This window comes from Candidatus Kapaibacterium thiocyanatum, from assembly GCA_001899175.1.
Classification (GTDB): domain Bacteria; phylum Bacteroidota; class Ignavibacteria; order Kapaibacteriales; family Kapaibacteriaceae; genus Kapaibacterium; species Kapaibacterium thiocyanatum.
Genome location: MKVH01000019.1, coordinates 43,089 through 59,203 on the forward strand (window position 1 = coordinate 43,089; position 16,115 = coordinate 59,203).

Here is a 16,115-nt window from a genome sequence, read left to right on the forward strand (position 1 = left end):
TTGCGCAACCTGGTATCCGCCGTGTTCGACATCATGCACGTGGCGTTCAAGCCGCTGATCCAGAGCGTGTTCGCGATCGCCGGACCGTGGATGTTCATCGTCGGAGTCGGTGGAACGATGATGCTGCAGGCGGCCTTCATGGGGATGGACAACGGCACGGATACGTCATGGCAGAACGCCACGGCCTCGCTCGTTGCCAGCACCTTCCTGATGATCATCGGCTACGTGATCGCCGTGATATCGCAGCACCTCGTCGTTCTGGCCTATCTGAAGATCTATCACGACGAGAAGCGCGCCGCGTCCGTTGCCGAGACGTGGGCCTATATCAAGAAGAACTGGAAGCGTCTTCTCGGAGCGGCGGCCCTGCAACAGGTCGTGATCGTGCTGCCGAGTCTCATGCTGTTCGTGCTGATCGCGGGAACAGGGTTGATCGCACTGAGCTTCATCCCGTTCTTCCTCATGATCTATCTCTTCGTCCCTGCGCAGATGGTAGGCTGTCTCTATGTCTTCGGTGGTCTGAGCGCACGCGAAAGTGTCCGCAAGGCATTCGCGCTGACGCGCGGCAGATGGTGGCGTCAGGTCGTCGTCTACGGGGCGCTCGGAATCGTCCAGTACATCGTGGTCACACCCGCTCTGCTGATTCTCGCCATCGCCGTCTTCCTCGCGGTCTTCGCATCGATGGACGGAAGCATGGACGACATGGCCGTGCCGATGCGCATCTATTCGGCCGTCAGTGCCGTACTGTTCTCCGTTCTCTATCTGGTGGCGAACACCTTCATGTTCGTCGGCGTCGTGCTCAACTATTTCGATGCACTGGAACAGGATGAGGCGCCGAGCCTCGTGGCGCGTATCGAGAACATCGGTGCGGAAGCGACGCAATGAACGTCTTCCTTCGCGTCCTGTGTTCCATGATCCTCCTGATCGTTCCGTTCGGCAGTGTGGCCGCGGACCTGGCGAAGGACTCTTCCGTCGTCACCCGGCCCGCCTTCAGTCCGGATCGCCGTGCCGATCTGCGTAACGACGATACGTATGCCTATGTCGACGTCCGCGAGGAACGTTCGATCGTCGGCGACATCCTGGCATGGATCGACCGGCTGTTCTCGACGCTGGCCTTCGACAATCCCGATCTGGCCAGCCTGCTGAAATGGATGATTCTCGCCGCCATCATCGTCTTCGTGGTCGTGATGATCGTGCGTGGACGCAACTCCTCACCCCTGGCTCCGGGCGACGTTCGCCTGCAAGGTACCTTCGATCCCGATGCCGCCGTGGAGGACATCACGGCCGTCGACTTCGACAGACTGACGGGCGAGGCCATCGCCGCCGGACGATACCGTGAAGCGATACGCTGGCAGTATCTGCATATGCTCCAGGAGCTCGAGCGCGCCGACCTGATCGACTGGCGGCCGGACAAGACGAATACGCACTACCGCCGTGAACTCCGGCCGAAGCCGGTCTTCACCGCGTTCGACGCAGCCGTGCGCATCTACGAAGAGGTATGGTACGGCGAGCGGCAGGTGGACGTCGGAACGTACGAAGACAACCGACGGGTCTTCGACAGGTTGCGCAAGGAAGTGACGGGGCTCGCATGAAACGTCAGCACCTCGTTACCGTCATGCTCGGCGTCATCGTCGTGGCGCTCGTCGTCTTCCAGTATCTGCAACCGCAGCCGATCGACTGGTCCGAGGATTTCCGCCGCAACGAAACGAAGCCGCACGGATGCACGGTCCTCTATGGAATGCTCGAGGCGATCCGCCCCGAACGCGCGCTCACGGTAGTCAGGACCACACCCGAGGATGCCTTCCTCGAAGGAGAAGTGCCGGAGGGAAGTACGTACATGATCGTGACGGGCATGTTCAATCCCGATTCGGCGAGTATGGGAAGTCTGATGGACTTCGTGCGAAGAGGCGGGACACTTTTCCTCGTGACGGATCATGCCGGCATCGTCGCCGGCGACTCCATGCGGATGAGAACGGACGTGAAGTGGGACAGTACTTCCATCGACTTCACGAATCCACGGCTGAAGTCCGCGAAGGCCATGCGATTTCCGCGATCGGTGACGAATGCCGCCGTGATGCTGGCCGACAGCATCGACAGTGCGGGCGTGACCGTCCTGGCTGTGACGTCGGAAGACGAGCCCGTCTTCGTGCGGCGCTCCGTCGGTGACGGAGCCATCTACTTCCTCTCCATGCCTCGTCTGCTCGGCAACTACGGTATCCTCGTCGATACCGTCCAGAACGTGGCGGACAAGATTCTCGCCTATCTCCCTGCCGGTGAGGTCGTATGGGACGAACACTTCAAACCCGGTCAGACGAAGGAGCGGCAGGGCGTCCTGCGGTACGTAGCGAATACCGAGCCACTGGCGTGGGCATGGTACGTGACCATGGCCGGCCTCGCCCTGTTCGTCGTCGTGCACGCACGTCGACGTCAGCGGGCCATTCCCGTCCTCGATCCGGTCAGGAATACGACCGTCGAATTCGTGCATACCGTGGCCATGCTCTATCATCACGTGCACGACAACAGGGATCTCGTGGAGAAGCTGCAGAAGCTCTTCCTCGATCATGTGCGTACGCGCCTGCGTATCCGCACGGATCAGCCGCAGGACGTCATGGCGAAGCATATCGCCACGACGGCAGGCGTCCATATCGACGTCGTCAACGACGTCTTCCAGATACTGACGAACGTCCTGTCGCTTTCCGAAGTGACGGACGACGATGTGATACGCGTTCATGACGCCATCATGACCTTCCATTCCAGGAGCACAGCATGACTTCGACGGAACAGCCGGATCTCGGCCTGCTTCAACACGCCGTCAACGATATCCGCAGCGCCATCGGCACGGTGATCGTAGGCCAGCACGACATGACGGATCTGATCATTGCCGCCGTGCTCGCCGATGGCCACGTCCTGCTGGAAGGCGTGCCGGGTGTCGCCAAGACGCTTGCGGCGAAGCTTACGGCACGGATGCTCGACTGCTCGTTCTCGCGCATACAATTCACGCCCGACCTGATGCCGGCGGACATCCTCGGTACGAGCGTCTTCAATCCGAAATCGCTGGATTTCACGTACCGTCAGGGACCCGTCTTCGCCAACATCGTGCTGGCCGACGAGATCAACCGCTCTCCGGCCAAGACGCAGGCCGCTCTCATGGAAGTGATGGAAGAGCGCCAGGTATCGTCCGACGGTTCGACGATGCCGCTGCCGAAGCCCTTCATCGTGCTGGCGACGCAGAATCCCATCGAGCAGGAGGGTACGTATCGACTGCCCGAAGCGCAACTGGACCGGTTCCTCTTCAAGATCGACGTCCGGTATCCTACGGTCGATGAGGAGAAGGAAATCCTCAGGCGTCATCACGAGCGCCGTGGTCAGGCCGATCTCTCGGCCATCCGCCCCTTGTTGACGAAGGACCAGGTCGTGGCATATCGCCGGGCCGTGCAGTCCGTGACCGTCGAGGAGCATCTGCTCGGCTACGTCGCCTCCATCGTATCGGCTACGCGTTCGCATGCGGCACTCGATCTCGGTGCGTCTCCACGCGCATCCATCGGTATGCTGAATGCGGCCAAGGCCATCGCCGTGATGAGGGGCCGCGACTTCGTGATTCCCGAAGACATCCAGGAAATGGCCGTTCCCGTGCTGCGCCATCGCGTGCAGCTCACGCCCGAAAAGGAAATGGAAGGACTTTCGCCCGATACCGTCATCGCCGACATCGTCCGATCGATCGACGTGCCGCGATGATGTCCGTCATCCGATCGTGGTTCCTCACCAGACGGTTCTTCGTGGCACTCGCCGTGTGCGTCGCGGGACTGGTGCTGTCCTATTGGCTGCCTGTCCTGCTGCTCCCGATGAAGCTCGCCACCGTCGTCCTCGGTGCCGTCGTCCTCGGTGAGACCATCCTGCTCTACGGCATCCGGCACGCCATCGATGCCGAGCGCGTCAGCGCCGCCCGACTGTCGAACGGCGACGATAACGTGATCCGTATCGTCGTCACGAGCCGCTATGCCTTCCGTGCGCGACTGGAGATCATCGACGAGCTGCCGTATCAGTTCCAGATCAGGACATGGTCCCATCATGCCCGGATCGGTGCGCGCGGCACGTACGACATGGCCTATACGCTCCGCCCTCTGCATCGGGGCGAGTACAGGTTCGGCGCCATCAACGTCTTCGCCGGCAGTCCGATAGGATTCGTGCAGCGCCGCTTCGCCTGCGATGCCGAACGGATGTTGCCCGTCTATCCATCCTACATCCAGATGAAGAAGTTCGAGCTGCTGGCCTTCAGCAACCGGCTGTCGCGTCATGGCATGAAGCGTATACGCCGTATCGGACATACGATGGAGTTCGAGAAGATCAAGCAGTACGTGGCCGGTGACGATGTGCGGACGATGAACTGGAAGGCCACCGCGCGTTCCGGCGAGATGATGGTGAACCAGTACCAGGACGAGAGATCGCAGGATGTGTATTCGGTGATCGACATGGGCCGCGCGATGAAGATGCCCTTCGACGGAATGACGCTGCTCGACTATGCCGTCAACGCTTCGCTCGTCATCAGCAACATCGCCATCAAGAAGCACGACCGTGTCGGTCTCATCACCTACGGACATCAGCCGGGCAATCTTCTGGCGAGCGATGGCACGCCGTCGCAGATGGGACGTATCCTGGAATCGCTCTATCACGTCAACACCGACTTCCGCGAATCCAGTGACGAGCTGCTCTACTCGCTGGTGAAGAACATGGTGCGTCAGCGCAGTCTGCTGCTCTACTACACGAACGTGGAATCCATCACCACGCTGCGCCGCAGGATTCCGTACCTCAGGGCCATCGCCCGGCGTCACCTCCTCGTCGTGCTCCTGTTCGAGAACACCGAACTGAAGGAACTCACGAAGGAGGCGCCCGAAACGGTGGAGGCAATCTACGTCCGTACCGTCGCCGAAATCACTGCCCTGCAGAAGCGAGAGATCGTGCGCGAACTGCAGCGTCATGGCATCGTGGCCGTGCTCACGCCACCGTCCGGCCTCACGACGGCCACCATCAACACCTACTTGGAATTGAAGGCCCGCGGGGTAATTTGACCGGTCGAACCCCTGGGAGCCGCATGCGTTTTACCGCCGTCGTAGCCAAAGACGTCCGCAGCGAGTTGCGGACGCGATTCGGCATCACTGCCTTGCTGTTGTTCGTGGTGACGGCCGTCGTCCTGGTCGCCTTCGCGGCGGCGGACGAGGCCATGCCCCGACCTCTGGCTGCGGGCGTGATGTGGATCGTGATGTTCTATACGGCGATGACCGGACTGGGCAGGGGATTCATCAGCGAGGAGGAGCGGGGGACGACCCTGCTGCTTCGTCTGAGTACCGATGCGATGAGCGTCTACTTCGGCAAGCTCGTCGTCAACGTCGTCCAGGCCGTCGCCGCCAATCTCGTCGCCGCCATTCTCTTCCTCTTCTTTCTCTCGAACGTCACGGTGGGGGCACCCGGACTGTTCGTCCTGACGGTGCTGATCGGAAGCGCGGGGCTGGCATCCGTGCTGACGATCGTATCGGCCATCGTGGCCAAGGCCGGGACGAAGAATGCCCTCCTGCCCGTTCTCGCCTTCCCGATCCTCTTGCCGCTGCTACTGCCCGGCGTGAACGCCATGCTGATGTCCTTCGCCGGAATGGCACTATCCGACGTCGTGGGGAGTCTTGTACTCATGCTGGTGCATACCGGCCTCGTCATCGTTGTTTCAGTGTTCGTGTTCGAAACCGTCTGGTGCGACTGATTCCCGCTCGTTTGCTCCATGCCCTGTTCGTGAGCCTGACGCTCATGATGGCATCGTCGTGCTCGACCACGACGTCGTACATCGACCCGTTCTGTACGGACGGAGAATGCGGGACAGGTGCCCGTATCGCAGTCGTGGGCGACCTTCAGCGGACCGGTCCCGTGGAAGTCTGGCGCGAGCGCAACGATGCCGAGCGGGAGCGCCTGCTGCGGCAGCTCGCCGACGATCGCCCGGACGCACTGGTCCTTCTGGGCGACATGGTATGGTGGGGAGCGTCCGAAGAGGAATGGTCGTACTTCGACAGGATCATGAAGCCCGTGCGCGAGCTCGGAATACCGATGCTGCCCATCCTCGGCAACCATGAATACTACGGCGGCGATGCCGCCGCACTCGGCGCCTTCCATCGCCGGTTCTCCGATGTCGAGGGCACGTACTACGTCCGCACGATGGACTCCATCGCCTTCGTCATGCTCAACACGAACACGGACGAGTTGCCGGTGCCGTTCATGAGGGCACAGGCGGCCTGGTTCCGGAAGACCATGAAGAGGCTCGATAACGATTCGGCCGTGGTAGCCGTCGTCGTCTGCGGTCATCATCCGCCGTATACCAACAGCACCGTCGTCGATGACGACAAGGTCATGCGGCGGCACTTCGTTCCGGCTTTCGTCGAGTCGAGGAAGGGAGCGCTCTGGCTGAGCGGACACTGCCATGCCTACGAGCACTTCGTGAAGGACGGAAAGCACTTCGTGGTATCGGGTGGCGGTGGCGGTCCGCGGCAGAGCCTGTACCAGGCGGTCGGACAGCGGCGTCACGACGATCTGTATCCGGGTGGGCCGATCAGACCGTTTCACTATCTTCTGATGCAGCGTATCGGGACGACCGTCGTCGTCGCGATGCGGCCGCTCGAACAACGGGGATCCACTACGGCCGATGAAACGTTCGCCGTAACGGTTCAGTTCAGTCCTGCCGACGTCACGTCACGCGAGTAGTCATGGTACCGTCACGACGTCTTGCTTGTCTTCTCCTGGCAGTCATGATCTGCCTGTCTTCGGTCTTCGCCCAGGAAGAGTTGCCGAACGACCGGCACTACATCATGACGGCGCGGCCGTTGCCGGTGGCACGGCTCAATCTTTCGCTCGGACTCGATCTGACGATCCTTCCCGAGCCGCTGACGGAGGGCGCCATTCCTGCTCCGATGGTGGATGTGCGTGCCCGGCTCGGACTGCCGCTGAATCTCAGCGGACTGTTCCGCGCCGCTTCGAACTACGCCACGACGATGGTCGAAGCCGGTGGCATGTGGTCCGTACCCATCGGCAACCTCAGCATCGGTGCCGGGTATCGTGCGGCCTTCATGTACGGCTATCTCGACTATCTGTACGGCTTCAATACCACGCAGACGATGTGGCTGAACTATCCGATGGTGATGGCGAGCTGGAGCTTCGGCACGTGTACGCTTACGGGGCGTCTGGAGGCCGAACTCATCACGTCGCGTCAGCAGCGCATCGAAGGGCAGTTCGTCGAGGCCACGAAGAGGATCTTCAACGGAGGGTCACTGACCATCGCCATCGAGCAGCCGTTCTGGAAACAGACGCACATCATGCTCGGCGTCTCCCTCATCAGTTCGCGTAATCCATATCAGGCCTGGTTTCTCTACAACACGTTCGACGAAGTGATGTTCTATCCCGAACTGTTCGCAGGATTCCTCCTATGAGCGGAAGAATCGTGCGCTGGCTTCTGCCGCTCGTCGTCCTCGCAGGATGCGTGACGCCGCTCGAGGACATTCTCGATCCGGCCATCGATCTCGACGACGTCGAAGCATCCGTCACGCTGCTCGACACGACCGTCAAGGAAGACATGGGAGGCGTCTACAGCGTCGAGGAGGGTCAGCAGCAATTCGGCGATACGATAGCCTTGCGCTGGAATGCGCGGGACCTCAGCGGTTTCGGTACGCGTAACGTCTGCTTCCTCACCATGCGTGGCGGAGTGCGCGGCGATACCGGCGTGATCGAAGGAACGTGGCGCTTCACCACGGGTTCGTCCACAGGTATCATACGTCTGCGGGCCCTGCCCGACGAAGGCGGCCGTGCATTGAGCGGCGGAACGGTGAAGGCCAAGGACATCGTATGGCGCGGTACGTGGAGCGGCGCCGACGGCGCGAATGCGCGACCTCTCGTCCTGCGCGGAAAGCGGGCCCTGTTCCGCAGACCGAACGGCTTCAGCATCATCGCGCATCGTGGTGGCGGACGCAATTCCGAGCGTTACGGCGTATCGGAGAACAGCCTCGAGATGATGCGACTGGCGAGCAGACTCGGTGCGACGGGTATCGAAATCGATGTCCATCGTACGAGGGACGACCAGGCCATCATCTTTCACGATCCGACGTTCACGCCCCGCACGATTCGCGGCGCCTACGTACTGGGCGATGTGGAGAACTACACCCTGCGTCAGATCAAGGCCGTGGCCCGACTCGTCAACGGAGAACAGATCCCGACGCTCGAAGAGGCGTTGCGCACGGTCATCGATGAAACGCCGCTGGAGATGGTGTGGCTCGACATCAAGGCCGAGACGATCATCGACAGCATCATCGCGGTGCAGAAGAGGATGATGGAGTATGCGGTACAGCAGCGGCGTACGGTGAAGATCTACCTCGGCATACCTACGTCGGAAGTTCGCGATGCCTACCTGGCGAGCCCGCTGCGAGGTGCCGTACCCGTCCTCTGCGAACTCGACGCGAATTCCGTGAGGGCCGTCGACGCCGCCGTTTGGGCGCCGCGCTTCACGGCGGGGCTTCAGCTCGATGTCGTCAAGCAGATGCACAGGGAACAGCGCAGGGTCTATGTATGGACGCTGGACGATCCGAATTTCATGCGTTCGTTCCTGACCGACGGAGACTTCGATGGCGTACTGACGAACTATCCGATGCTGCTGGCCGCCATTTTCTATACGAGGGCGCTATGATGCGGTACATCTGGGGCCTGATCGTCATCCTTGCCGCTGCCGTTTCGTTGCATGCGCAGCAGACGGACAGTACGCACGGCGTCGATACGACGCTGCCTCCGAACGTCTACCGTCTCAAGCTCTTCGTATCAGGAGGCATGCAGTTCACGGTGTTCAAGGAGCCGACGACCGCCGTCGGCAACCGTCGCAGCTTCACCATGCCCACGTTCAACGTCCGTGCCATGTGGAAGCCCGAACACCTGCTCAGCGTGGGACTGATGTCGGGCTATACGACACTGGCCCGCGAGACGCTGACGGCCCAGGACATTCCGCAACTGCAGGGCGACCTTCACCTGGAGCTCGACGCCATACCGATGATGATGGTCTTCGCCATGCAGCAGTACGGTGTGGAAGTATCCGTCGGTATCGGAGCCTACTATCTCACGTCGACGTCGACAGGATCGCGTCTGGGCGATACGCGCAGCACGGACTTCACCCTGGGCGTTTCTCTGCTGGCCGGATATACCTACAAATTCACCGACCGCTTCGGCCTCGGAGTCGAAGCCGGCCTGCACAACCTCAGCTCCAGAGGGATATTCGGCATCGCGCCGGCGCTGAGGCTGGAATACGACTTCTACACGTACTGATCCGCACCGGCGGACCGGAACCGCGGGAGACGTCGACGCGTCGGGGATGCGTCGGACATGACCGTTCAATGAACAAAAATTAAGTTGACCTCGTTGCGAGGAACGTGCAGGTTGCATGCCATGATGTTCGGTATGCCATATCTCTTCCGCGGTTCCCTGGTTCAGCCTTTGCGCCGTCCCGCAGCCGTGCCGGACAGGCGGAAGTCGTCGGATGGCAAGGGTGCGGGCGATCGGCTCCATGCGCTGGACTTCGCACGCTTCATCGCCATGCTGTTCATGATGCAGGGACACGTCCTGGACGCCCTGGTCGGTACGGCGTGGATCGATGTTTCCGTGTTCCCCTGGAACATCTGGCATGCCTTCCGCGGATTCACCGCTCCCGTGTTCCTCATGGTCTCCGGCGCCGTCCATGCCTTCGCATCGAAGCGCGGCGAGAACGGACTCATCCGTGAGGATGTCCTGGCCAAACGTATCCGGTGGGCATTGACGATCATCGGTATCGGCTATCTCCTCGTCATGCCTGCGAACAGGATATGGGATCTGCCCTTCGTTCCGTCGCAGGTCTGGGCTCCCGCGCTGTCGGTGAACATCCTCCAGCTTACGGGCGTGACGATGCTCATGTTCGTGATCGTGATGCATACGACGCGATCTGTACGCGACATGGGACGTCGTGGGTTGTTGACGGGGCTGGCCATCGTGGCACTGACGCCACTCATGCAGTACGTGCCGCCGTCCATGCTTCCTGCCTGGGTGATGTCCTACCTCAATCCGTCCACGGGCTCGCTCTTCCCGATCTTCCCCTTCAGCTCCTTCCTCTTCTTCGGCATCGCGGTCGGTGCCTACCTGCATGGCATCCCGGCCGAGCATCGTAACGAACACATCAAGCGCTACGGCTGGCGCGCAGGTGGCGTCATGGCCGCATGTGCCACGCTCTGCTACTATGCGGCGCTCGGTATGGGAGTGCCGGACAGCGCCCTGGCATCGTCGACGAGCGTGCTGCTCGTTCTGCAGCGCCTTGGCGTCGTGCTCATGATCTTCAGTGCGTCGGTCGTTCTGCTCGAGCGGACGTGGAAGCTCAGGAACTGGTATTCGATGTTCGGCAAGAAGTCGCTCTATATCTACGTCATCCATCTCGTGCTGCTCTTCGGTACGCCGTGGTTCGACGGCATCGGCCGCACACATTTCCGGGTCTTCGATCTCGCCACCGGTCTCGGCTTCGTCGCCCTGATCATGACGTCGACGCTGATCCTGGCCTTTGCCATGGACCGATTCGAACGCTATCCGTGGAAGCCTGCCCACCGCAGGGCCCTTTCACTCGCAGCCTGTCTGCTCCTCGGGTGGCTGCTGATGGTCTGAGATCATCGTTCTCCTGATCCGATCGTTCCGTTGTCTTCCGCTCCCGAGCGGCAGGCCAGGCCGAGTCGTGACCTGTCGTCGGTACACCATGTCGTCCTGTCGATTGCGTTCCATATGGAACGATATGATCGTGAACCGTCATCCGAGACGCCCACCTCCGTCGCCGTGATCATGATACTTGTATGAATGATTCGGAATACGTTGTTCGCAAAGCTCCATTCCTCATTCGTGAAATGAATATCCCGGACGGTATCACTATGACAGTAGATGTCATAGTCCTTCCGTTACGTTCGCACGAAGAAAGGTGATCGAAGCCAGTGCATGGCAACGAGGACCGGACGCTATGGGCATGGCGAACGGGTGCGTCGGAAACCGCACAGAATGAGGCAGGGAGATTCCGCACGATCTCCCTGTCCATTCGAAGAACGGATGGCGGATAGATGTGGTGAACATGGAATCGTATGAACGATGCGGAACGGTATCGTCTCGGGGAAGCCGCTGCCGTGAGTGACCGCACTGAGTGAAGCGGAGAGGTCTGCGAAGGGGCCTCTCCGTTTTTTTGTCACGTCCGTTCTCGTTTTCTCCGTGACGTTTTCATTGGTCCGCGCTCCTTGCATTTGAGGTGCATAGGTCCGATTCATGATATCTCGCGTGTCCATAGATGATGTCCCATTGTTCATCAACGGATGTCATAGTCTGAACAAGTGTCGTAGCTGCCGTCGTCCGGCTTGGCGATAACATCGCGTCCGATCGGTGTATGTGTGGTCTCCGATCGGTGTCCGGTATGAACGACGGGCTCGCCCCCACGTTGGGCCAGTGCATTTGGGCAATCGTGACCGATGAATGGTCCGTTGGTGAAGGCACGGTATCGCGATGCCGATGCCGTCGAACACAGACAGTCGCAATGCGTGCTGCCAGGATAGAGAACCGTAACTCTCGATACTTCCGGAGTCCTTCCATGATTCGCATACAGGGGTGGATCGCTCTCATCATGACGCTGACGATGTGCTCGGCCGTCATGCCTTCATATGCGCAGGACGACGACGTCGTGCGCCGTACTGCCGTCCTCGGCAGCGAAGACTTCGATGCCGATGGTTTCCTTGATACCGTCACGGTGACCGTCCGCTACGATGCGGAGCATGGAAAGCGCTATCGCGGTGTGAACCTCGCGGCCATCCTCTGGGGCTACGACGCGGAGAACAAGGACGCCGTGGCCGATACGACCGTCCTGGATGTGACGCTGGATGGCGGGGAGTCCATGGATGCCTACTTCTACGACACGGACAAGGATGGCATCCACGACATCGTCGTCTATGCGTCGAAGAAGCAGGACGGCGAGACGGTGCGCCGACGCTGGGTCATCCGTCCGGATGCGGACATGAAGACGCAGAACGCGCTCGCGTTCCGGGGTGCCAGCATGCGCACCCAGGCCGCAGCATGGATGGAGGACATGGATGCCGCCGATACGACGCAGTCGCGGAAGATCAGAGGGACGGGCTATACGGTGACGCCGCTCAACCACCGCTCACGCAGCGAGAAACGTATACCCCGTGCAGCGGATACGATCCTGATGAAGACGCCGGAAACCACGCTCACGCTGGCACCGAACCCTGCGACGAACGAAGTCCGGATGCATCTGAAGGCGGAGAATCTGTCGTCGCCGATGCTGAGGATCATGGACAACACCGGACGCCTCGTGATGCATCGGCGCTTGAGCGATGAAGCGATGACGGGAATGTCCGTGATCGATATCCGGAGTCTTTCCTCCGGAAGCTATGTGGTGAAGATCGTCGACGGTGGACGCACGATTGTCGAATCCATTCTCGTGGTGCAGCGATGAGAACAACATCAGAATTATTGTCGATGTCGACATCCTTCTTTCCGGAGTTCGCGATGATGCGCCGTTCCCTTCTTTCGCTGATGATCGTCGCCCTCGGTATCGGTATGGCGTCTTCGACCGCCACGGCCCAGACCAGCCTCAACGCGATGACGGGTGAGATGTCCTACGTCTATCCCATCACGAGCACGACCGTCAACACGGCGCCGGTCGACGTCCATCTCGCATGGCTTCCGAGCCTCGAGCAGGTATACTATGTCGGAGGGTCGTACCGTTTCGGCATCAACAACCCACCGCTCACGACCGGCTACAATCAATGGACGACATGGCCGCGTCGACATGGCGGCTGGGCCATCTGCGTCAACGGCTTCGTCGTCCAGCTCTTCAACTACGTCCAGAGGTATACATCCGAGTCGCAAGGCTCTACACCCGAGCCGGAAGATTCCACCCGTAACTGGCTGACGGTCGGATACGACGTCTGCAATCGCATGACGACGCTGACCGAACTTGCGGAGCCCGACGTCATCAAGCTCCTTCAGGCCGACGGCTCCGTCCTCGAACTGCGCAATGCCATTCCTCATGATGCCGTGGCCGACGAAGAGGATCGCTACGTCGGTTGGTACTATGTCAACGGCGTGAACACCAATGCCTTCGCCGTCGTCGAGTACGACGACACCTACTATCCGACGTGGATGCAGGACATCACGTCAGGACGTATGGCGGACTACGTGAGCGAATGGGCCGTGCGGCCCCGCGTCGTGCGCTACTATCCCGGTGATGGGCTCGAATACGTCTTCCGCGAAGTCATCCTGCCCTATGGAAAGCTGGGCCTGGAAAACTATGCCAGTCCGCCGGAATCGCTCGTCGGCGTCACGCCGACGGTCTTCTATCTCGAAGAGATCAACCGCGACAACGTCAATATCCTCACCTTCAAACGCTCGAAACACTATCCGTCGGATACGGACCACGATCTGACGCCGGGCCGTGCTCTCGTGGAAGAGTTCCACGGACACCGCATCTCCTACGAGAACAACTTCGTGACGATCGAGGCCGAAGGCCACACGCATCGTCTGCTCATGACGGACCAGTTCACGGTACCGTCGAACGACATCAACGGAGCGACGAGTTATCTGGACGACGAGGCGAACACGACGCGTTGGGCGGACTACGGCTCGCGTACCCGCAGTTACTACAGCAACCTCGTCGCCGATTGGGTCAACGGCGCCCGGATGATGATCCGTGCCATCGTCCAGCCCAACGGCGAGGTCACGAAGATCGCCTACGAGAAGTACGAGCGCAACTCGCCATTGGCGTGGTGGAGCGGCTTCCGTCCGACGAAGATCACGACGCGCCAGGAGATCACCGACGTCGTCTATTGGGATCCGGGTCCTCTGGAAGGATACACTACCGGATACTACGACGACTGGTACTTCGAAGAGGCGAAGCGTAACTGCCAGCCCAACGTCAATACCGTGATCAAGAGTATCACGCTGTCGACGAACCATACGACGCCGAAGGAGCTTCGTCGTACGTTGTTCGACTGGTACAATCCCACGGCGACGCCGGATACGGGATCCTATACGACGAGAATTCGTGTGGAAGACCGTACGCTCCTGACGGATCAGCTACGGCAGAAGACGCTCAACTACTGGTCATGGAGAGCCGTCACGCCATCCATCGATGCGGCCCTCGACAAGCCGTTCCATCGCTTCCTGCGCAATTCCTTCGATACGACGGGTGACGTCAAGACGTCCACCAGAAGGGTGGAGGAGCAACTGGTCGGCGGCGCCAACATGTCCTTCTATCCGACGGAGACGAAGACGTGGATCCGCGACGGTCTGGCCAATGCCGATCTGCTGACCAGCTACGAAACGTATGCCTATACGTTCACCGACTATCACAACATGACGCACGGGACGTACGGCAATCCTTCCACGGCCATGAAGAGCGCCTACGGCAAGGGTGTCGCCACGACGACGAACACGATCTACGAGCCGACGTCGACGACGAACGTCTTCCGCACCATCGAAACGTCGCTGGCGACGAACATGCTCTATTTGACGAAGACATGTACGTACGACGATACGGTGCTCGCCGAGTCAGCCACACGCCGTGCTCTCGACGCTCTGCGTAATGGTTCGGGCGCGATCACGAACTTCTCCCCGACACTCACCGTCAATCCGGCCTACATCTATCATACGTTCCAGCTCTGTCCCGTCTGGGGACTGCCATCGTCCATATCCGTGAAGGATGGTCTGGGCAACTTCCTGGGCGGCAGGGACGTGACCTATCAGACGACCACCGCCTGCAATCTTCTCGTCGAAGCGCTCCGTGGTTCGCCACTGGACATGACGTCGTATGGCATGGCCGATGGTACCGGCCTGAAGGCGACGGCGCCCAGTACCGTACAGACTCTTCTCTACACGAACGGCAGCAGGGCCCGTCTTCCCCGACAGCTCATCGGGCCGCAGGGCTCGCAGATCATGCTGTACTATGCGTCCGGAGGCGCACCCAGCGCCAGCCGGGTGAACAATGCCGGTACGACGACGACGGGCGTCGCCATCAACGACTTCGACTATCTGCACGACGATCCCATCGCCGTCGTGCCTGCCGTCCGTCGCATGAATCCGGGCGGAACGGCCATCGACGTCGTGTCCCTGCCGACACACCATGGCTCGACCGTCGACGGACGCGAGACGACGTCCTATGGTCCCGCCAAGGTCCTGACCTATGGCAGGGCAAGCGTTACGGATACCAGTGCCATGGCCTGGGCTCCGGGCGATATCCCATCGACGGGATGGACGGATCGTCCGCCCTACGTCAAGATCTGGAATCATCAGACCGAGAACGATCAAACCTTCACGCAGGCCGTATGCTATGTGCCGACGGTTCCAGCCGCCACCACGACCTATGATGACTATCGCCTCCGCACGATGGAGGAAGCTCTCGTCGTCCAGCGTCTGTGTGCCAACCTCGGTGATGGCCGCACGATGGAGCAGAACAGTACGATCAACCTGAACTACGTCGCCAATACTGGCGACTATCTGCATCGCGAAGCCGCCGACATCGACGACGGTCACCTGCGCGTCGTCGTCACCGGCCTCTCCGCACTCGAATGGACCTTCCTCGGCAAGGTGACCTTCAGCGGCGGGGGACTCGTGACGCCGGTGCAACTGGACTACGAGTTCTCGCGCGACCACGTCTTCGATCCCGTTCTCGCCGACACCTTCGCCATCTGGGAGATTCCGCTCGACGAAGATGTCCTCACGGCCATGAAGGCCATGGGCACGGGCAATACGATGCAGATCGAAATCACCGTGTCGCCGACGGCAGCCGGCAAGGTTCCGTATCTCGAACTGGCCTGCCATGCCGAGGATGCCGCCCCTCGTCTCGAGTTCTGGAAGTCGTCCACCATCAACGCCATCGTCGGCAACCGTCCGGACAAGGCATCGAAGGACTTCACGGCGGCCATGATCATGAAGCATGCCGACAACAAGGCCGATGTCTTCACGAAACTCGATCAGTCGTCTCAGCACGTCGGTACGGCATCGTATACCGCGTCCACGGCCAGTCTGTTCGGACGCTACGGCAA

General features: G+C 60.5%; 12 protein-coding genes and 1 pseudogene. All 13 read left to right on the plus strand.

The annotated features are described in order from the left end of the window. The 13 genes and pseudogenes from BGO89_03335 (at position 1) to BGO89_03395 (ending at position 16,115) form a co-directional block, all read left to right on the plus strand. Positions 1-882 (plus strand): hypothetical protein, encoded by an 882-nt coding sequence (locus tag BGO89_03335; protein ID OJX58276.1) that lies wholly within the window; start codon positions 1-3, stop codon positions 880-882. Continuing rightward, the gene (locus tag BGO89_03340) at positions 879-1,589 is read left to right on the plus strand and encodes a hypothetical protein (protein OJX58277.1); all 711 of its coding nucleotides are present in this window, start codon (positions 879-881) and stop codon (positions 1,587-1,589) included. The genes BGO89_03335 and BGO89_03340 overlap by 4 nt, the downstream gene beginning before the upstream one ends. After that, a complete protein-coding gene (locus BGO89_03345) occupies positions 1,586-2,767 on the plus strand; it encodes a hypothetical protein (protein ID OJX58278.1) in 1,182 nt (393 codons plus the stop codon). The genes BGO89_03340 and BGO89_03345 overlap by 4 nt, the downstream gene beginning before the upstream one ends. Further along, complete coding sequence (locus tag BGO89_03350; GenBank protein OJX58279.1) at positions 2,764-3,732, plus strand: magnesium chelatase; 969 nt, start codon at positions 2,764-2,766, stop codon at positions 3,730-3,732. The genes BGO89_03345 and BGO89_03350 overlap by 4 nt, the downstream gene beginning before the upstream one ends. Continuing rightward, entirely contained in the window at positions 3,732-5,063 is a 1,332-nt protein-coding gene (locus BGO89_03355) for a cell division protein FtsB (protein OJX58289.1), read from the plus strand. The genes BGO89_03350 and BGO89_03355 overlap by 1 nt, the downstream gene beginning before the upstream one ends. A gap of 23 nt (positions 5,064-5,086) precedes the next feature. After that, a complete protein-coding gene (locus BGO89_03360) occupies positions 5,087-5,746 on the plus strand; it encodes a hypothetical protein (protein ID OJX58280.1) in 660 nt (219 codons plus the stop codon). An 11-nt stretch (positions 5,747-5,757) separates the two neighbouring features. Beyond that, positions 5,758-6,735, plus strand: a complete 978-nt coding sequence (locus tag BGO89_03365; protein OJX58281.1) for a hypothetical protein — start codon at positions 5,758-5,760, stop codon at positions 6,733-6,735. A gap of 44 nt (positions 6,736-6,779) precedes the next feature. Beyond that, positions 6,780-7,457, plus strand: coding sequence for a hypothetical protein (locus tag BGO89_03370; protein ID OJX58282.1), 678 nt, complete (start codon positions 6,780-6,782; stop codon positions 7,455-7,457). Further along, a complete protein-coding gene (locus BGO89_03375) occupies positions 7,454-8,704 on the plus strand; it encodes a hypothetical protein (GenBank protein ID OJX58283.1) in 1,251 nt (416 codons plus the stop codon). The genes BGO89_03370 and BGO89_03375 overlap by 4 nt, the downstream gene beginning before the upstream one ends. Beyond that, a complete protein-coding gene (locus tag BGO89_03380) occupies positions 8,701-9,330 on the plus strand; it encodes a hypothetical protein (protein OJX58284.1) in 630 nt (209 codons plus the stop codon). Before BGO89_03375 ends, BGO89_03380 begins: the two co-directional genes overlap by 4 nt. A gap of 120 nt (positions 9,331-9,450) precedes the next feature. Then, positions 9,451-10,686, plus strand: coding sequence for a hypothetical protein (locus BGO89_03385; GenBank protein OJX58285.1), 1,236 nt, complete (start codon positions 9,451-9,453; stop codon positions 10,684-10,686). A 958-nt stretch (positions 10,687-11,644) separates the two neighbouring features. After that, complete coding sequence (locus BGO89_03390; GenBank protein OJX58286.1) at positions 11,645-12,526, plus strand: hypothetical protein; 882 nt, start codon at positions 11,645-11,647, stop codon at positions 12,524-12,526. A gap of 23 nt (positions 12,527-12,549) precedes the next feature. Continuing rightward, a pseudogene (locus BGO89_03395) lies at positions 12,550-16,115 on the plus strand (hypothetical protein).